Source organism: Undibacterium sp. FW305-107 (genome assembly GCF_058788535.1).
Genome location: NZ_JBYTAV010000016.1, coordinates 66,672 through 83,963, shown reverse-complemented (window position 1 = coordinate 83,963; position 17,292 = coordinate 66,672). Strand labels below are relative to the sequence as shown.

General features: G+C 52.1%; 17 protein-coding genes and 1 riboswitch. Of the genes, 5 read left to right on the top strand and 12 right to left on the bottom strand.

The window, feature by feature from the left end:
* Nucleotides 1–34 precede the first annotated feature (34 nt).
* The 5 genes from AC3WQT_RS26800 (at nucleotide 35) to AC3WQT_RS26780 (ending at nucleotide 4,725) form a co-directional block, all read left to right on the top strand.
* Nucleotides 35–1,987 (top strand): TonB-dependent receptor domain-containing protein, encoded by a 1,953-nt coding sequence (locus AC3WQT_RS26800; protein WP_492708759.1) that lies wholly within the window; start codon nucleotides 35–37, stop codon nucleotides 1,985–1,987.
* Nucleotides 1,988–2,084: 97 nt separating this feature from the next.
* Nucleotides 2,085–2,351 (top strand): hypothetical protein, encoded by a 267-nt coding sequence (locus AC3WQT_RS26795; protein ID WP_492708758.1) that lies wholly within the window; start codon nucleotides 2,085–2,087, stop codon nucleotides 2,349–2,351.
* Entirely contained in the window at nucleotides 2,341–2,634 is a 294-nt protein-coding gene (locus tag AC3WQT_RS26790; RefSeq protein WP_492708756.1) for a hypothetical protein, read from the top strand. The genes AC3WQT_RS26795 and AC3WQT_RS26790 overlap by 11 nt, the downstream gene beginning before the upstream one ends.
* Before the next feature lie 11 nt (nucleotides 2,635–2,645).
* Nucleotides 2,646–4,241, top strand: a complete 1,596-nt coding sequence (locus AC3WQT_RS26785; protein ID WP_492708754.1) for a PepSY-associated TM helix domain-containing protein — start codon at nucleotides 2,646–2,648, stop codon at nucleotides 4,239–4,241.
* Between the two features lie 76 nt (nucleotides 4,242–4,317).
* The gene (locus AC3WQT_RS26780; protein WP_492708752.1) at nucleotides 4,318–4,725 is read left to right on the top strand and encodes a hypothetical protein; all 408 of its coding nucleotides are present in this window, start codon (nucleotides 4,318–4,320) and stop codon (nucleotides 4,723–4,725) included.
* On the opposite strand, the gene AC3WQT_RS26775 is transcribed toward AC3WQT_RS26780, so the two are convergent.
* The 12 genes from AC3WQT_RS26775 to AC3WQT_RS26720 all read right to left on the bottom strand — a co-directional run bounded on the left by AC3WQT_RS26775 (nucleotide 4,722) and on the right by AC3WQT_RS26720 (nucleotide 17,262).
* Nucleotides 4,722–6,143, bottom strand: a complete 1,422-nt coding sequence (locus tag AC3WQT_RS26775) for a cobyric acid synthase (protein WP_492708791.1) — start codon at nucleotides 6,141–6,143, stop codon at nucleotides 4,722–4,724. The genes AC3WQT_RS26780 and AC3WQT_RS26775 overlap by 4 nt on opposite strands.
* Nucleotides 6,144–6,177: 34 nt before the next feature.
* Nucleotides 6,178–6,987 (bottom strand): cobalamin-binding protein, encoded by an 810-nt coding sequence (locus AC3WQT_RS26770; protein ID WP_492708750.1) that lies wholly within the window; start codon nucleotides 6,985–6,987, stop codon nucleotides 6,178–6,180.
* Nucleotides 6,984–7,859: a cobalamin-binding protein gene (locus tag AC3WQT_RS26765; protein WP_492708748.1), complete on the bottom strand. Its 876-nt coding sequence runs from the start codon at nucleotides 7,857–7,859 to the stop codon at nucleotides 6,984–6,986. Before AC3WQT_RS26765 ends, AC3WQT_RS26770 begins: the two co-directional genes overlap by 4 nt.
* Before the next feature lie 161 nt (nucleotides 7,860–8,020).
* Nucleotides 8,021–9,073, bottom strand: coding sequence for a threonine-phosphate decarboxylase CobD (gene cobD / locus AC3WQT_RS26760; protein WP_492708746.1), 1,053 nt, complete (start codon nucleotides 9,071–9,073; stop codon nucleotides 8,021–8,023).
* Nucleotides 9,066–10,019: an adenosylcobinamide-phosphate synthase CbiB gene (gene cbiB, locus AC3WQT_RS26755; RefSeq protein WP_492708744.1), complete on the bottom strand. Its 954-nt coding sequence runs from the start codon at nucleotides 10,017–10,019 to the stop codon at nucleotides 9,066–9,068. The genes cobD and cbiB overlap by 8 nt, the downstream gene beginning before the upstream one ends.
* A complete protein-coding gene (cobU, locus tag AC3WQT_RS26750; protein WP_492708742.1) occupies nucleotides 10,013–10,591 on the bottom strand; it encodes a bifunctional adenosylcobinamide kinase/adenosylcobinamide-phosphate guanylyltransferase in 579 nt (192 codons plus the stop codon). The genes cbiB and cobU overlap by 7 nt, the downstream gene beginning before the upstream one ends.
* Nucleotides 10,592–10,599: 8 nt before the next feature.
* A complete protein-coding gene (locus AC3WQT_RS26745; RefSeq protein WP_492708740.1) occupies nucleotides 10,600–11,925 on the bottom strand; it encodes a cobyrinic acid a,c-diamide synthase CobB in 1,326 nt (441 codons plus the stop codon).
* Nucleotides 11,919–12,557 (bottom strand): cob(I)yrinic acid a,c-diamide adenosyltransferase, encoded by a 639-nt coding sequence (gene cobO, locus AC3WQT_RS26740; protein WP_492708738.1) that lies wholly within the window; start codon nucleotides 12,555–12,557, stop codon nucleotides 11,919–11,921. The genes AC3WQT_RS26745 and cobO overlap by 7 nt, the downstream gene beginning before the upstream one ends.
* A gap of 22 nt (nucleotides 12,558–12,579) precedes the next feature.
* Nucleotides 12,580–13,353: an ABC transporter ATP-binding protein gene (locus AC3WQT_RS26735; protein ID WP_492708736.1), complete on the bottom strand. Its 774-nt coding sequence runs from the start codon at nucleotides 13,351–13,353 to the stop codon at nucleotides 12,580–12,582.
* Nucleotides 13,353–14,408, bottom strand: coding sequence for a FecCD family ABC transporter permease (locus AC3WQT_RS26730; protein ID WP_492708789.1), 1,056 nt, complete (start codon nucleotides 14,406–14,408; stop codon nucleotides 13,353–13,355). Before AC3WQT_RS26730 ends, AC3WQT_RS26735 begins: the two co-directional genes overlap by 1 nt.
* 131 nt (nucleotides 14,409–14,539) lie before the next feature.
* On the bottom strand, nucleotides 14,540–16,396 hold the full coding sequence (locus tag AC3WQT_RS26725) for a TonB-dependent receptor domain-containing protein (protein WP_492708734.1): 1,857 nt from the start codon (nucleotides 16,394–16,396) through the stop codon (nucleotides 14,540–14,542).
* A gap of 178 nt (nucleotides 16,397–16,574) precedes the next feature.
* A riboswitch (cobalamin riboswitch) is annotated at nucleotides 16,575–16,812 on the bottom strand.
* A 105-nt stretch (nucleotides 16,813–16,917) separates the two neighbouring features.
* Nucleotides 16,918–17,262, bottom strand: a complete 345-nt coding sequence (locus tag AC3WQT_RS26720; RefSeq protein WP_186954230.1) for a PilZ domain-containing protein — start codon at nucleotides 17,260–17,262, stop codon at nucleotides 16,918–16,920.
* Between the last annotated feature and the right edge of the window lie 30 nt (nucleotides 17,263–17,292).

The window sequence follows — 17,292 nt, the reverse complement described above, 5'->3', positions numbered from 1 at the left end:
ATTAATATCACGCCCTTAACAAAAAGGGGAAACCATGCATTTCAAAAGGAAGTTGATCGTTGTTTTATTGGCCAACCTGGCGAGTGGACCAGCAGTATATGCCGCTGCCCAGGAACCCATCGATGCTCAACAGGTCATCGTGACTGCGACGCTACGTAATCACAGCATCGCATCCGCGCCAGCATTTACTACTGTAGTAACAGCTGAAGATATTGCAAAATCACCAGTAAACAGCCTGGCAGATTTATTGCGTGAAACGGTTGGTGTCAACAACCAAACCGATGGCACAGGCCGTGATGAAATCCAGATTCGTGGATTGAGTGGAAAATATACTTTGATGCTGGTCAATGGTAAGCGCGTCTCTTCTGGTGGCGCTTTATGGCGCGGCAGTGATTTTGACTTCAGTTCCATTCCTTTGAACAGCATCAAGCGCGTAGAAATCGTGCGTGGCCCCATGGCTGCCTTGTATGGTTCTGACGCGATTGGTGGTGTCATCAATATCATTACCAAGACGCCTGCCAAAACATGGACAGGCACATTCAATACCGAATATCGCAAGGTCTCGACTGGTGAGCAAGGCGATCAATACCGCATAGGTGCTGCAACCAGCGGTGCCTTCAATGACCAACTCAGCATGGCTATTTCTGGCGAAGTCTACGACAGGCAGCCTTGGTTCAGCACAACAGCTTCTGATCCTACCCGCCCTGCCCGTCTGGAGAAAAAACAATCGCAAAACCTGGTGACGACAACAACGCTGAAGCTGTCGGACAACCAGTCCCTGGACTTTGATTTTGGCTACAACAAGGACAAACGTCCGCGCGCCCTGTTTTATTACGCCTATTTTCCTGAATGGAATTATGAAGCCAGGGATTATCGTGAACAGGAAATCACTCGCTATACCTACGGCATCAGCCATAAGGCGTCCTGGGACTGGGGTACGACCACTGCTTTCCTGAATCAGGAAGATACGACAATAGATGATTTCAACAGTCGCTATAACAAGCCACAACAGCGCGTGCTGAAAGAAAAAAATACCTACGCAAAAGTGTATGCCAATACAGAACTGGGCATCCATGGACTGACTGCTGGCGTCGATTTACGCCGCCAGTTAATCAAAGACCCGCTGACTTATTTAAAAACTGGTGAAATCAGTACACGCAGCTCTGCGATATTTGTGGAAGACGAAATCAGCCTGACCAGGGACTTGCATCTGACACTCGCCGGACGCATCGATGACAGCAATACCTTCGGCAATCATTTTTCCCCCAAGACTTACCTGTCTTACCAGGTCAACAATGCTGTCACCGTGAAAGGCGGTATCAGCAAGGCATTCAAGGCACCGGATGCCTATCAGTTAAGTCCTGAATACAGTGTAGTCAGTTGCGGCGGTGCTTGCTATCTGTCTGGCAATCCTAACCTGAAACCTGAAACCAGCACTAATTTTGAAGCTGGCGTTGAAGTTCATCAAAAAGGCTGGAACATGAGTGCAGTGGCATTCAAAAATGATGTCGATGCCATGATTGTTGCCAATTATGACGGTGTTAAAAATACGAGGAATTGGATCAATATTGCCAAAGCAAAAACCAGCGGTATAGAACTGCAAGGCGATGTGGAATTGAGCTCCTCCTTCTCCATCAATGCTAACTACACTCATCTGAAAGCTGACTACACAGATGAGGCAGGCAAGGAAACCAAGCTGGACAACCGTCCTGCCAATGTCGCCAAACTGGGCGTCAACTGGAAAGCGACTGAACGTCTGCAAACAGGCCTGACCGCACACTACATAGGCAGCCAATTCTATGAAACCAAGGAACTGCCAGCTTATACCCGCCTGGACTGGAACCTGTCTGCCCGCCTGCAAGACAATCTGATTTTGCGTGTGGGTGTAAAAAACCTGACTAATGTGAACCTGGAACAAAAGAGCAAAGACTTTGCTTACTTTGAATTAGGCCGCAATTATTACGTCAGTGCCACACTGACTTTCTGAGTGCGCTACGTGTGCTAACTGAAAAGCTGCAGGCATTGTCGTGCCTGCAGCTTTTTGCTGCAAACATTGTTTTACCTACTCAAACGGGAATAGTCTTGTGTCTATTTTGTTTTTTCTGCTAACACTGACAGCCTCTGTCCTGCTGTACCTGAGCCACAGGCATCAGGCCTGGCTGACCAAGGCTTTGCCAACAAAAATCGCGCTTGCAATTGCCAGCCTGCTCATGGGATTGGCCTTGTATTGCGGATGGCAGGCTTTCAGCATCGCCACTGCGATTTTTGCATGGCTGGTGATTACCATGCTGGTGTTGGGCCTGCTACCATTTTTCTCCTTACTCAAGAAAAAGAAAACACATGGAGAATAAAGCAAAAAAAGCTCCTATCCGCGCTGACTGGTGGACTAAAACCATATCTGGCCTGGTGCTGGGCTTTACGCTGGCTCTGGCGATATCTGGCTTGTTTGCCTGGGTAGGCCCGGGCGGCATCGCTGCCCCACAAAAAGTGCAATTCGTCATGTGGCTTATCGCGCCAGTATGGATGCTGATACTCAGCCTGATTTATCTGGCGCGTACAGGCATGCGCGCATTGACAGGGCTGCTGATTGCCAATGTGCTGGCCTATGCTTTGCTGTTTCTTGTAAAAACTTAGTCGAATAGTCAATGAAAATCAGAAGTGACATCTTGCGTGTCTATCAAACCCTGCATACCTGGGTAGGGATCAGTGCAGGCCTCTTGCTGTTCATCGGCTTTTTTGCCGGTGCCCTGACCATGTTCAAGCAGCCACTCGATCGATGGGTCAGCCCGCCAGAACCACTAGCAGCAGTGACGAGCGAGCGGCACATCAATAGTCTGGCGCAACAGGCGTTGACACAGTACCCTGCTGCGCGCAAGGGTTTCAGCGTGCACCTGGGACATGATGACAATACTGCTGCGACCATGACCTGGACCGCAGGCAGACCCGGACGTGAGCTGGATTTCTCAGCCAGGCAATGGACTGCCAGCCTTGATGAAACGGGTAAGCTGCAGGCAAAAGAAGAATTGCCATCCATACTCGCACAAATGATAGACATGCTGCACAGGACGGGCGGGATACCTGGAGAAATTGGGGATGAATACCTGGGTGGCTATCTCATGGGCGTGGCAGGTATCTTGTATTTCCTGGCTTTAGTATCCGGCGTGATTTTATTACTGCCTACCCTGGTCAAGGATTTCTTTGCCCTGCGCCCTGGCAAGAACCGCAAACGCTTTTGGCTTGACGCCCACAATATCATTGGCATTACCAGCCTGCCCTACCATATTGTCATCAGTGTCACCGTCATTGTATTTGCGTTTCATGACCAGTTTTACGACAGTCTGGCAGAAATAGTCTATAAAAACCAGGCCATGTTTGGTACACCACCGGCAGCGGCCGCCAAACCCTATGAGGCCAAAGATATGCTGCCACTGACCAGTATCATCAGCAAGGTCAAGGCTGAAGCAGGTGATTCGAGAATTTCAGAGATACAGTTCTTTGGCCTGGAAAGCCCACGCCCTATGGCCAGGGTGGCACTTGTCAACCCACGCTATCTGGTGCAAGGGCCAGAAGCGGGCTACCTCATCGTGCATCCCTATACTGGTGTCGTCATCAATGCCAGCATGTTACCGGGCAAGGAAAGTACCTGGAGCGCCATCGTAGGCCCCTTCTTCTCTCTCCATTTCGGCAGTTATGGCGGCGACATGATGCGCTGGGTGTATTTCGCTTTTGGCCTGAGTGGTGCTTTCCTGTTTTATTCGGGTAATTTGTTGTGGCTGGAAAAACGTCGTAAAGTCCAACGCCCAAATCAGGCACTTCCCGTACAAACCCTGTCTACCAGGTTAATGGCTGCTGGCACGGTTGGTGTATGCCTGGGCACAGTGGCAGGCGTATGCTTCACCCTGGTGGCAGGCAAGTTATTTTCTGCCACGGCAAAGAATATCAATTTCGTCTATTTATTCGTCTATTACAGCGTCTTCCTCGGCGCACTGGCCTGGGCATATCTGCGTGGAGCTGCCCGTTCTTCAGTGGATTTGTTATGGTTGTGCGTGATTGCGGCACTATCCATTCCTTGTAGCTCTGGATTCATGGCCTTGCGATCTGCACCCTATAGCACTGGCCTTGGTGTGGAACTGGTTGCCATTGCAATGGCGCTGGCATTTATCTACGCGGCACGCAAGACAGGCAAGCGCATCAGGGATGAAGCAAAGGATAGTGTCTGGTCTTTACAGGCAAGCACCTGACATATTTTCATATTTAGCTTGACCCTGGAGTAAACACCAGGGTTCAACATGATCTCTCCTAATCCCGGAGAGACTTATGCAACTGAAAAACTATCTGCGCATCGTGCGCGCCAGCGCCTGGTATGACCTGATCGTCACCATAGGTTTTGCCACGCCCTGGAGTTTCGCCCTGATCCACCAAAGCCTGACGCAACTCAATAGCAGCCTCGGTATCGCAGGCGAATTCCCCGCTTTCGCTGCAGCCCATGTGCTAATGGCGAATCTGCTGGGATCTATCGTCACCATCTGGGCTATTTTGCGCCTGCGTGACACGCGCATGGAATATGGCCGCTATGACGCTGCAGGGCGCGTCCTGTTCAGCATGTGGCAGCTATATGCGGTTGCTCATGGAGCCAGCCAGATCATACTGGCCTTCACCGTATTTGAAATCGCTTTTGGGATTGCGCAGTTACTGCCTGTTGAAAAACAGGCAGTAACTGATTAAAGGCGCTGCAAGGCATCCAGCAGCGGCACACAGGCATCTGCCACTCTGTTAAGGCTAAGTTCACGCAAAGCAGCCAGATCGACCTTGTGCTCGCTTTCCAGACCTGCCCAGGCCAGCAAGGCAGCGCAGGCTTCTGGGTGGTCGAACAAGCCGTGCAGGTAGGTGCCGAGTATCAGGTCATCGGGTGAACGTGCGCCTTCGTCTTCGCCATTGATCTTGAATACTGGTTGCGTTTCATTACTGGCATAGGTGATGCCCATATGGATTTCGTAGCCGCTGACTTGTGCATTGCTGGCATTGAATGCGCAGACACCTGTTACTTGTTGCAGACGTTTTTCTTGCGTCAGCTCGGTGCTGATGTCCAGCAGGCCCAGTCCATCAGAATCACCGGCCTGCCCCTCTACACCATGCGGGTCGCTGATGATTTGCCCCAGCATTTGATAGCCACCACAAATGCCTATGACCTTACCGCCATAGCGCAAATGCTTTTCCAGCACTGGTTGCCAGCCTTGCGCCTGCAAAAATGCCAGGTCGGCGCGGGTGTTTTTGCTGCCAGGCAGGATAATCAGGTCGGCAGGTGGGATCGCCCTGTCCGGGCCTATGAATTGCAGATCAACATCGGGATGAGCACGTAGTGCATCAAAATCAGTATGGTTAGATATGCGTGGTATGGCAGGCACGATGATGCGGAACTTGCCAGCATTGCCCTGGCTGGACTGCATCGCATCTTCAGCATCAAGTTGGAGACCATGCAGGTAAGGCAGGACAGCCAATACAGGTTTGCCGGTCTTTTTCTCCAGCCATTCAAGACCAGGTTCCAGCAAACGGATATCGCCGCGAAAGCGGTTGATGACAAAGCCTATGATGCGTTTTTGTTCTGACTCAGACAGACAATCCAGGGTACCAACGAAATGGGCAAACACGCCACCGCGGTCTATATCGGCCACCAGGATGACGGGACAATCTACGGCTTCAGCAAAACCCATATTCGCGATATCGCGGTCACGCAAGTTCACTTCTGCCGGGCTGCCAGCACCTTCAACGATAATCGCCTCATATTGCTGTTGCAGGCGACCATAAGACTCCAGCACCGCACCCATGGCAATAGTTTTGTATTGATGATAATCACGCGCATCCATGTCTGCCCTGACCTTGCCATGGATGATGACTTGCGCGCCGGTATCGGAAGAAGGCTTCAGCAAGACCGGGTTCATGTCTGTATGCGCAGGCAAACCCGCAGCCAGCGCCTGCAAGGCCTGGGCACGCCCGATCTCGCCACCGTCTACCGTGACGGCACTATTCAATGCCATGTTTTGCGGTTTCATGGGAACAACGCGGACGCCCTGGCGATACAACAGACGGCACAGGGCTGCGACCACCGTGCTTTTGCCAGCGTCAGAAGTCGTGCCTTGCACCATTAGCGTGGATATTTTCATGGAATAAAATTCTTGTTCAAGAGTTTTGCGCGGACTGCCATTCAGCAATCAGTATATGCAATTGCACCAGTCCATGCTGTATCGCGGATGGGCCTGGAGAAAGTATGTCTGCCGATTTTATTTCCAGTACCCTGCCATTTCGCACCGCGGGAATATGATCCCAGCCTTCGCGGGCAATCACGCTATCAGGCCGGAACTTTTTGCCACACCAGGAACCGATGATGATATCTGGTGCACGCCGTATGATTTCTACCGGGTCGGCAATAATGCGCTCTTTGGCACTATGGTGCTGAGCCAGGTCAGCAAAAGCATCTTCACCACCAGCAATATGGATCAGTTCTGATACCCAGCCTATGCAGGACATCAGAGGATCATTCCATTCTTCAAAATAAATTTTTGGTCTGCGTGTCCAGCCTGCGCTTTGCTGTTTGATAGTCGCAATTTGCGATTCCAGTTCTGCGATCAGCACAACCCCCTGCTCCTGCTTGCCGACCAGGTTCGCCAATACTTTGATCATATGCAAAATACCGGCAACATCACGCTGATTGAAGGCATGTACTTCTATACCCGCACTGATCAGTTCACGCGAAAGTTCTGACTGCATATTTGAATAGGCAATCACAAGATCAGGTCTGACAGCCAGGATGCGATCTATCTGTGCAGACGAAAAACCACTGACCTTGGGTTTCTCATCGCGTGCGCGGGCCGGCCTGGTGGTGTAGCCGGAGATGCCAACCACATAGTCTTCTGCCCCCAGGGCATACAAGACTTCTACCGCCTCGGTAGACAGGCAGGCTATACGTTGATACAGGCTGGCTGAATTCATTTCTTCCCTTGTGGTGGTGCTACAGTTTTATCGCGCTTCTGTCTGGCTTGCTCAAGTCCCTGGCAAATCAACTTGGCACCTTCGATAATGCGCGGGCCAGAGCGGTTGACGAGATCACCTTCTATCGATATCAGATTATTGTTTTTTGTTGCCAGCAAGGTAGGGAAAGTCTTCCATTGCTCGATACCGCTCACCGCCTGGGTTTTGCTGTCGCCAGTGATGATGACTTCAGGATTTTCCTGCAAGACTGCTTCTGTGCCTACCACGGGTGCGGTAGTCGGTAACTTGCCAAATATATTCTCCCCACCACAGTTACGGATTGCGTCACTGACGATGTGGCTGTCATTGAGTGTATAGAGTGGCTTGCCCCATACCTGATAAAAGACCTTGACCTTGCTTTTATTCTGGTACTGACTGTTCAGTTGTTGCACCTGCTGCCTGAACTCTGTGGCGGCAACCTGTGCCTGCTTCTCAGTACCAAACAGACTGCCAAATTTGACCAGGGTTTCCGCCACATTATCGAGTTTATGCGGCTCGCTGAAAAAATAAGGGATACCAGAGTTGTGCAGTATCTCCAACTGGCGTTCATAGGCACCGTGCATCCAGACGATCAACAAATCCGGTTTCATCGCCAGTATGCGTTCAATATCCAGTTGACGATTGTCCCCAACCCGCGGGATATTTTTTGCCGCAGTTGGGTAATCACTGTACTTGACCGTACCAATAATCCTGTCCCCCGCACCTGCGACATAGATCATTTCTGTCACATGCGGCGACAAACTGATAATCCGCTGTGCAGGCTTGGCCAGAGTAACCTGATTACCCATATCGTCAGTCACCGTAATGGCAGCCTGCGCATGAACTGTGGTCATCGTAATGACTACAAAACTCAAAAGCCTGAACATATCACTCCAATCTCAAAGATAAAACGCACTGTCTTATGCACTTCCTCTGTGCATACTCTGTGGTGTAGCAGGGAATTCGAGCGGCCCGCGTAGGGTGACATGCCATTCGCCTGCGAAACGAAGATTTCCTAAGAGGATTCTTTCATTCCTCCGTACCTCTGTGGTGAGTGGTTTTGAATTTTCGACCAATCATCCAGATCGGTCTCAAGCCGCAACCACCCCGCCTCGCTCCCCGGCAAGCCAAAACGCAAACCGTGCGGCCTGTGTGACCCTTGCGCAAACCAGCGCAGCCAGATGCCACGTTCAGCCATGAATTGCCACAATTGTTCTGATTTATTGTTCAGGTCTTGATGACTGCACCACTGGAACAAGTCAGTGCCTGATGAACGTATATCATGCAACTTCAATAGTTGGCGCAATCGTCCACCTTCTAGTTGCAAGCGTTGCGCTGTCTGCACCTGCCATTGCTGATCATTCAAGGCGGCGATGGCAATTTGCTGGGCAGGTCCGCTGACACTCCAGGGGCCAAGATAATTTGCCAATTGCTGTAACAGATTTTTTTCAGCAGCCACAAAGCCAAGGCGAATACCAGCCAGGCCAAAAAACTTGCCAACTGATCGCAAGACGATCAGACCAGGCTGGTCTGCATGAATAGCGACACTGATATCGGGTACGGTATCAGCAAAAGCTTCATCAACCACCAGCCAGCCACCGCGTGCCGCCAGTTGTGCAGCCCAGCGCAAAAGCTGATCTGCCGGAATAAATTCACCGGTAGGATTATTTGGATTACACAACACCACAACATCTGCCTGTTCGACGGCTGCGTCCAGTTCTGCGTATCTGCATTCTGTCACCGCATGAGCAGTTTGCCGCCATTGGTAAGCATGTTCAGCATAGCTTGGAGCCGATACGACGACCCGCGCCGCCGGGCGCAAGCGTGGTAGGGCCTGTATCACCGCCTGTGATCCCGCCACGGCGAGCATCTGTGGTGCGCGATAATAAGTCTGCGCCGCTTGCACCAGTGCATCAGAATACTCAGGCAAGCGGTGCCAGGCATTCGCTGCCAGTTGCGGTACCGGGTAAAAATGAGGATTAATGCCTGTCGATAAGTCCAGCCAGTCTTCGAGCGGACGGCCAAAATGGCGCACGGCATCGCGCAGATTGCCACCGTGTTCAAGCATGGATGACTCCACTCAAAAATAAGACTGCCAGCAAGGCTATGCCACACCACAATGCAGCACCAGTCTCTACCAGACGCAGGGCACGCAAAATATCTGTGGCCTTTGCTGTATCACCTTCACCCAGCGGTGGACGAACTTCTGCCACACCGTCATAACTGGCCGCACCACCCAGCGCCAGGCCAAGCGCACCAGCACCGGAGGCCATCACAGGGCCAGCATTAGGGCTGGGCCAGCCGGGTGCCTGACGCTGCCAGCATTGCCAGGCCAGACGGGTCTTGCCCAATGCGGCATAGGTGCATGCAGTCAGACGCGCGGGTATCCAGTTCATGATGTCGTCAATGCGTGCCGCAACACAACCAAAGCGCAGAAAGCGCGTGGAGCGATAACCCCACATGGCATCGAGAGTATTTACGAGGCGGTATAAGACTGCACCGGGGCCACCCAGCAAGATGAACCAGAACAAGGTGGCAAAGACAGCATCGCAGCCATTTTCGAGTACGGATTCGACACTGGCCTTGGCCAGATAAGCCTCGTCCGCTTCCTCTGTATCGCGACTGACGATATAGGAAGTGCGCTTTCTCGCTTCTGGCAAATCACCCACCTGTAAAGCAGTAGCGATGGCAGCGTTATGCTCATGCAGACTGCGCAAACCAAGGCAAAAATACAGCAATACGATGTGCAATATAGCAGCCAGCCAATCGTTGAAATATTGGGCCAACAGCAGTACCAGCACACTTAATGCAAGCAGTGGCAAAACCGCCAGACACCATGCCAAAGCACCGGTCCAGCGGCTGACTGCTGGCTTGTTCAATCGCCGCTCTATGGCATTAGCCAGACTACCAAAACCCACCAGAGGATGAAATTGACGCACTTCGCCCAGCGCCAGGTCCAGCAAAATACCCAGCAGCAGGCATAACACCATGACCAGGCCCTCTTGCATCAGCATGGCTGGCCTTTCAAATGCAGTGGCAAACCGGCAGCCACCCAGACTACATTGTTTGCGACGGCAGCTACTGCCTGGTTCAAGCGCCCTGCTTCATCGACAAACCAGCGCGAAACCGCACCCATGGGAACAATACCCATGCCCACTTCATTCGATACCAGGATAATTTGCCCCGGTGCTTGTACCAGTGCATCCAGCAAAGCCTGGCGTTGCAAGGCAAACTGTGGCGGCGGCGTGATGTGACCTATCTCAGGAAAATCTGCCTCTTCTGAAAACAGCAGATTCGATAACCACACCGTCAGGCAATCGACCAGGATGATATTGTCTGCCCGGCTATGCTCCATGATGGTCGCACCCAGCTCCAGGCTTTGTTCCAGCGTGCCCCAGTCTCTAGGGCGGCGTGCACGGTGATGGGCAATACGCTCCTGCATTTCCGTATCGCCTGCCCTGGCAGTTGCCAGGTAAAGCACCTGTTGTTTACCGTCACTGAGTCTGCTTGCCAGTTGTTCGGCAAACGCACTCTTGCCCGAACGCGCACCACCAAAAATCAGGCTGGTACAGTGTGCGGGTTTCATATCGCATCTCATGATGTTTCAACTGAGAACAATGCTGCCGTTGCCGCAGGATTGGAAGCAAAGTAGGCATGAAAATAAGAAGCGCACACATTGCCGAGCTTGTAAATAGCTTCACCCTGCTGCTGGGTGGAATGCTTGATGGTATGGCTATTGGCAGTCAATGTAGTTTCAAAACGCGAGTAATGAAAGGTGTGCCCGCGCAATTCACCCTGCGGTGTAGCCAGGGCTTGCGCACCCAGCGCTGCCAGCCGTTTTTGCATGATGACTTTACCTGGCAAGATACCCGCCATGGACCAGCTTTGTTCCTGTTGATCCACCAGGCCTTCGGTGATCGCCATCATGCCGCCGCACTCTGCCAATATAGGCATGCCTTGCGCATGGGCGGCGTGCAGCGATGTGAGCCAGTTGCTGGCCTGCGTCAGCGTCTCTGCATGCAATTCAGGGTAACCGCCAGGCAGATACAGGGCATCTGCTTGCGGCGGTATTGCTTCATCTGCCAAAGGTGAAAAGAAAACCAGCTCTGCACCCAGTCCTATCAGGCATTCAATATTGGCTGGATAGATAAAGGCAAATGCGGCATCACGCGCGATGGCGATGGTCTTGCCTGCCAGGTTGGTGGCTGATTGAGATACATGCTGAGAGATATGCAGTGATCGGTGGTCCTGCAATTCAAAACTGGTATCCGGCAAAGCATCCCAGGCTTGCATGTCTAGGTCCAGGCTGTAGGCCATGGTATCAAGTATGGCTTCAATGCTATCCACTTCTTGTGGTAAGACCAAGCCCAGATGGCGCTCTGGTAAGGCTTGCTCTTGACGGTGCAGGCTGCCCAGCAAGGGTATATCACGCATGGCCGCCGCCACCATGTTGGCATGCCCTTCAGAGGCGATGCGGTTGGCGATGACGCCAGCCAGATGCACAGGACCGAAATCACGCAGTCCCATGGCCAGTGCACCGACAGTCTGCGCCATGGCAGAGGCATCGAGTACCGCCACAACAGGCACGCCAAAGGCGCGCGCCAGGTCAGCCGATGAGGGATTGCCGTCATACAGGCCCATGACACCTTCGATGAGGATGACGTCAGCATCCAGCGCAGCGCGTGCCAGCATGCCTTCAGAATCTGCCTGCCCTACCATCCACAAATCCAGTGAATGCACGGCTGAGCCACAAGCGCGTTCCAGCATCATGGGGTCGATAAAGTCCGGTCCGGTTTTAAATACGCGTACTGTCTTGCCCAGCTTCACCAGCTTGCGTGCCAGTGCTGCGGTAGTCGTGGTCTTGCCCTGGCCTGATGCGATGGCCGAGATCAGTACAACCTTGGCGCTGGGCCTTACCATTCCACGCCCGCCTGTGCCACGATGCCTTCTTTGAAAGCATGTTTGATGACATTCATTTCTGTGACGGTATCGGCAATCGCAATAATCTCTGGCAAGGCACCGCGACCAGTGACGGCGACGTGCTGCATTTCCGGCCTGCCATCAAGATCATCAATGACCATCTGCAAATCGAGGTAATGGTATTTGAGGGCGATATTGAGTTCGTCCAGCACCACCAGGCCTATCGTCGGGTCATTCAGAAAGCGTTTTGCCTGCTCCCATGCTGCGGCGGCTTTTTCCATATCGCGTTCACGGTTTTGTGTGACCCAGGTATAGCCTTCGCCCATGGCATGGAATTCGACTTCATCCGGAAAGCGGCGCAAGAAAATTTCTTCGCCGGTGGACATCGCCCCTTTGATGAACTGGACGACACCTACCTTCATGCCATGTCCCATGGCACGCATGACCATACCAAAGGCGCTGGAACTTTTACCTTTCCCATTGCCGGTATGTACCAGCAAGACACCGGTCTTGCGCTGTGCCTTTTCTATCTTTTCATCCATCATCGCTTTTTTTCGCTGCATGCGGCGTTCATGACGGGTATTGATATTGTCAGTCTCTGTGTCCGGCTTTGGTGGCATTGAACTTGTCATGATGATTGTCTGTCTTTATTTTTCAGTTTTTCGGCAGGAATATGGTTTGCCCGCCATGTGTGAAGCGTTCTATCGGGTGTCCCAGACAGATACTGAGTTGGGAAGCACTGAATATGTCGTCAGCAGGCCCGGCTTGCCAGCCACCATCACCCATCAACAACAGGGCATGAGTGGCAATCCGGTAAGCCATGTTGAGGTCATGGCTGACCATGACGACAGCCTTGTTTTGTTGTGCATCTGCTTTACTGCACAAGCTGGCAAACAATTGCATGACGCTGACCTGGTGTCCAAGATCAAGTGCACTCGCTGGTTCATCCAGCAGCATCCACTTCGCATCCTGGGCCAGCAAAGCAGCAATCGCGACGCGCTGTCTTTCGCCACCAGACAGACTGCGCACATCACGCTCTGCCAGGTCAGCGACATCCATTTCACGCAGGGAAACCATGGCAAGATCCATGTCGTCATTGTTTTCCCAGTAATGTGCATCCTGGTAAGGATGACGGGCACTGAGCACAGTATCCAGTGCAGAATAGCCAAAGGCATCTACCCTGCCCTGCGGCAAGAAAGAACGCTGACGGGCCAGGGTTGTCAATGACCAGTCTTGCAGTGGTTTGTCACGCAGGTAAATCTGTCCACTTTCTATCGGGCGCAAACCGGCAAGCGTGCGTAGCAAGGTACTTTTGCCAGCACCATTGCGGCCTATGATGCACCAGCATTCACCTGGCTGTATTTGCCAGTTGAGTTCACGCACCAGCACGCGCTTGCCTACCGATAAATTCAGGTTGCGGATATCCATCAACGCCTCCGCAACTGATGCAATTGCAGCAGGAACATCGGCACACCTACCAGTGCAGTAATGACGCCAACCGGCAACTGCTGTGGTGCGACCACGGTACGGGCCACTGTATCTGCCAACACCAGGAAACAGCCGCCAGCCAGGGTCGCAGCAGGTGCCAGCAAGCGGTGATCCGGCCCCCAGGCAAAGCGGCAGATATGCGGCATGATGAGACCGACAAAACCTATACTGCCTGCATTACTGACTGCGCTGGCGGTCAGCAAGGCAGAACATAAAAACAGTAGTTGCCGCAGACGGCCAATATTGACACCCAGAGTACTGGCATTATCGGCATACATGGCTGCGACATTAATCGAACGCGCATTGCGCATGACGAACAGCAAGATGGCACCGAGTATCAACCAGGGCAGATAGCGTGACTGGGTATTCGAGAGATCACCTATCATCCAGAACACCATTCCGCGCAAACGGCTATCTGGCGCAACCGACAGCATAAGAGTGATGATGGCACCACAACCAGTAGCAACGATGACGCCGGTCAGTAACAGGATAGGCGCGCTGCCATCGGTACTACCCGCACCGCGCAGGTCGCGGTAAGCCAGGCCAAATAACAAGAGCGCAACGGTAATCGCACCGGCAAAAGCAGCCACATCTACCAGCCAGAATGCACCGAAAAACAAGATGGTCGCCAGCGCACCAACAGATGCGCCACCAGATATGCCCAACACATAAGGGTCAGCCAGCGGGTTGCGCAATAGCGCCTGCATCATGACGCCAGCAAGCGCCAGCGTGGCACCTGTAACAAACCCGGTCAGCGCACGACCCAGGCGCAAATCCAGCAAGCTGCCGGGCAAGGTGGTTGGCGGGCCGCGTAATAATTCCAGCAAGGCCTGCCAAAGCTCGGCAAAACTCAGGGATACTGAGCCGCAGGCGCAGGCAATCAATACACTGCCTAAAGCAGCAGCCAATAAAATCGGGAGAACCAGGCCAGCACGTTGAGCGACCGCCATCCTGGGGGATTGCTTGCGCTGTCGTGCAGAAAAAAAAGACGCCATCATCGGTCTGGTCCAAAGGTAAAACAGGTTTTGATGCTCAGCGCCATGGAAAATGCCATGGCCTGCACATCATGCAATCAGCTTGCGATGTGATGAGTTATCCAGCAATGCTCATCATATCGCTGTCAAGCTTACTTAAAGCCGTAGTTCACGCCAACAAATACATTGGAACCGGCGGTAGAATAATTTCTTGCCAGTTCATAGTCCTTGTTCAAGGCATTATTCCAACGTGCCAGCACAGTCGTATTTTTTGCTACTTCGTATGTCGCATACAAATTCAGCAAATTATAAGAACCCAATACTCTCGTATTGTTGGCATCATCAAAGCGGTCACCAGAGTAGATAGTTTCTACGCCAATTCTTGCATTCGAAAAGGCATATTCTGCCGCCAAAGTGCCATGCTGTTTAGCGCGGCGAGCCAGGCGTTTACCTGTCGTATCATCTTTAGGATCCTGAATATCGATGGAAGCACGCAGTGTCAGGTCAGCAAAACGAGTTGTACCGCCCACTGTCAAACCAGACAAAGTTGCCTTATTGACGTTATAGGCACAGCCGAATTGATGAGTCGCTTTTTCTATAGGGCAGACATTGGTACTGACCAGCAAATCCGTTGCCTTGTTTTGGTAATACACCGCGCTCAACTGTGTATCGCCCTGCTCAAAATACACGCCGATTTCTGCATTCTTTGCTTTTTCTGGCTTGTTGCTCGCGACGCCATAACCTGGGTAATACAACTCATTGAAAGTCGGCGCACGGAAGCTGGTGCCGTAGCTGGCATTGACACGCAGGGCGTCAGTGAAGCGGTAACCATATGCTACGCTGCCTGTGGTATTGGAGCCATATTGTGAACTGCGGTCATTGCGAATGCTGGCGCTGGCCAGATGGGCATCTTGCTTGAATACATAAGATGCTGCGAAAGAATTCGTCGTGCGCTTGCCGTTGACAGCCAAAGTGGTGGTTTCAACGTTTTCGTCACGTGTTTCAGCGATCAGTTGCAATACGTCTTTACCGATACGGATATCATTCTGGAAGCTCAGGCTGTCCTGGCGAGTATCAATCTGGCTCTTGCCGTAGGATGCGTCGGTATATCCCTTGTCAGCAGTTTTTGCATATTGCAGGGAAGCGGACCAGTAATCAGTGAACTTGCCACGGCCAAAAACGGCGATGGTTTTCAAGGTCGAGATATTACGGTCATCTTGTGCCGTGCCTGCATCAAACTGTGCATTATTGCGGCTATGTAAAACACTGGCCCCCAGTTCATAGCCTTTGCTGATTTCCCACACCAGGCGACCATTGAAGCTATCCATCTTGTAACCGTCTTTATCCGGGTTATAAGTGAATGTGCCTGCGCCCGGTTTGCTGGCAGAAAAGCCATCGCTCTCTTCGTGCGCAGCATTCAGACTAAGGCTAAGGTTACTGGCAACAGAGCCAGTAATACCTGCCTGCAACTTACGAGTGCCGTAGCTACCCAAACCAGCCGACACGGTAGGAGAGAGAACACCAGTACCCTTTTTAGTGAATATCTGTATTACACCACCCATGGCATCTGCGCCATACAGACTGGACAGCGGGCCATACACGACTTCAATACGGTCTATCTGTGACAATGGGATGGAAGACCAGGTAGCGCCACCGGTAGTGGACGAGCCTATGCGTACGCCATCAATCAACACTACGTTTTGCGCATTATTACCACCACGCATGAAGACGGAAGCTGTCGTGCCAGGACCACCGTTGCGGGCGATTTCTATGCCGCGCTGTTGCTGCAGCAGATCAACGATAGAAGCAGCACCAGATTTGGCGATGTCTTCTGCCGTGATGACGACGTTGTCAGCCAGTACGTCTTTGGCAGCTTGTGTCTGGCGGCCCGCAGTAATGATCACGCTGGAAGCAGTACCTACAGCAGCGGTTTGTGCAAAAGCAATAGTGGATGGGAATGCAGCGGCAATAGCCAGGCTGAGGGCGAGCGGTTTGAATACAGATGTCATGATAATTCAGAAAAAAATGGAGCAAGTGGCCGACGTCCCCGCAGGCTACTTTGAACAAAGCAATAAGGACACTGACGTCAGCTACAGGGCCATACAGGCAGCCTGCACTGTCAGGATTTCGCACCCCACCATACCAGGCAATGAATGCGTTTCTGTTTCACGAAACTTCCCCGTCCGTATTGCTTCACTTATTCTGGCCGGTATCCGGGCTGACAAGTATCACCATCTGACCTTCCCATGCACATAGCACAGTGGTATTGGAAAATGGCTGGCTGCGTGTGAACGACATAAGTCTTCTAAATTCGCAGCAACTTGTACACCGTTGCGGGGGCAGCACACTTTTGCAATAGCTTAGTGTTTCCCGTTTAACCGCGGATATGAATATACCCGCGAGCACCAAAACCCCGCCATTCTATAGACAGATGGGGGTAGCCGCAAGTTTGGAAGGTTTAAAAGCTGACGCAGCTCAGTTTATTAACTTATTGAAAACAAAGCAGATTTATGTCAATAAGGGCCCCGATTCAGCTCAGATGGGCAGTCTTGGAAATCCAGGCAGTCACCAGTTCAGTGTGCAATTGCGACATTTCTGAGAGTTGTATGCCTACATGATAGACCTCTCCACTGAGGATGGCATGCCTGACAGTACCTTTGCAACTGACCTTATAAATCTGGGATTCCTGAAAGATGCCAGGAATTTCTATCAGCATGGGATAACTACGTTGCGGAATCAGGTTTTCGGTTGTGTGTATGAGTACACCCTCGGCCGAGATGTTGACCAGTTTGGCAAGAACCAATTTACCGTCAGGCAATTTGACACCTGCACGCCAGGTCACGGTAATACGCGGGGATCTCCTGAGTTCTATCATTCGATGACCATGGGAAACATGGTTTTCTTG

Bases quoted from the DNA above. Each gene is read 5' to 3' on its own strand.
- AC3WQT_RS26800 (WP_492708759.1), top strand. From the start codon at position 35: ATGCATTTCAAAAGGAAGTTGATCGTTGTTTTATTGGCCAACCTGGCG.
- AC3WQT_RS26790 (WP_492708756.1), top strand. From the start codon at position 2,341: ATGGAGAATAAAGCAAAAAAAGCTCCTATCCGCGCTGACTGGTGGACT.
- AC3WQT_RS26785 (WP_492708754.1), top strand. From the start codon at position 2,646: ATGAAAATCAGAAGTGACATCTTGCGTGTCTATCAAACCCTGCATACC.
- AC3WQT_RS26780 (WP_492708752.1), top strand. From the start codon at position 4,318: ATGCAACTGAAAAACTATCTGCGCATCGTGCGCGCCAGCGCCTGGTAT.
- AC3WQT_RS26775 (WP_492708791.1), bottom strand. From the start codon at position 6,143: ATGGTGCAAGGCACGACTTCTGACGCTGGCAAAAGCACGGTGGTCGCA.
- AC3WQT_RS26770 (WP_492708750.1), bottom strand. From the start codon at position 6,987: ATGAATTCAGCCAGCCTGTATCAACGTATAGCCTGCCTGTCTACCGAG.
- AC3WQT_RS26765 (WP_492708748.1), bottom strand. From the start codon at position 7,859: ATGACCACAGTTCATGCGCAGGCTGCCATTACGGTGACTGACGATATG.
- cobD (WP_492708746.1), bottom strand. From the start codon at position 9,073: ATGCTTGAACACGGTGGCAATCTGCGCGATGCCGTGCGCCATTTTGGC.
- cbiB (WP_492708744.1), bottom strand. From the start codon at position 10,019: ATGCTGATGCAAGAGGGCCTGGTCATGGTGTTATGCCTGCTGCTGGGT.
- cobU (WP_492708742.1), bottom strand. From the start codon at position 10,591: ATGAAACCCGCACACTGTACCAGCCTGATTTTTGGTGGTGCGCGTTCG.
- AC3WQT_RS26745 (WP_492708740.1), bottom strand. From the start codon at position 11,925: ATGGTAAGGCCCAGCGCCAAGGTTGTACTGATCTCGGCCATCGCATCA.
- cobO (WP_492708738.1), bottom strand. From the start codon at position 12,557: ATGACAAGTTCAATGCCACCAAAGCCGGACACAGAGACTGACAATATC.
- AC3WQT_RS26735 (WP_492708736.1), bottom strand. From the start codon at position 13,353: ATGGATATCCGCAACCTGAATTTATCGGTAGGCAAGCGCGTGCTGGTG.
- AC3WQT_RS26730 (WP_492708789.1), bottom strand. From the start codon at position 14,408: ATGGCGTCTTTTTTTTCTGCACGACAGCGCAAGCAATCCCCCAGGATG.
- AC3WQT_RS26725 (WP_492708734.1), bottom strand. From the start codon at position 16,396: ATGACATCTGTATTCAAACCGCTCGCCCTCAGCCTGGCTATTGCCGCT.
- AC3WQT_RS26720 (WP_186954230.1), bottom strand. From the start codon at position 17,262: ATGATAGAACTCAGGAGATCCCCGCGTATTACCGTGACCTGGCGTGCA.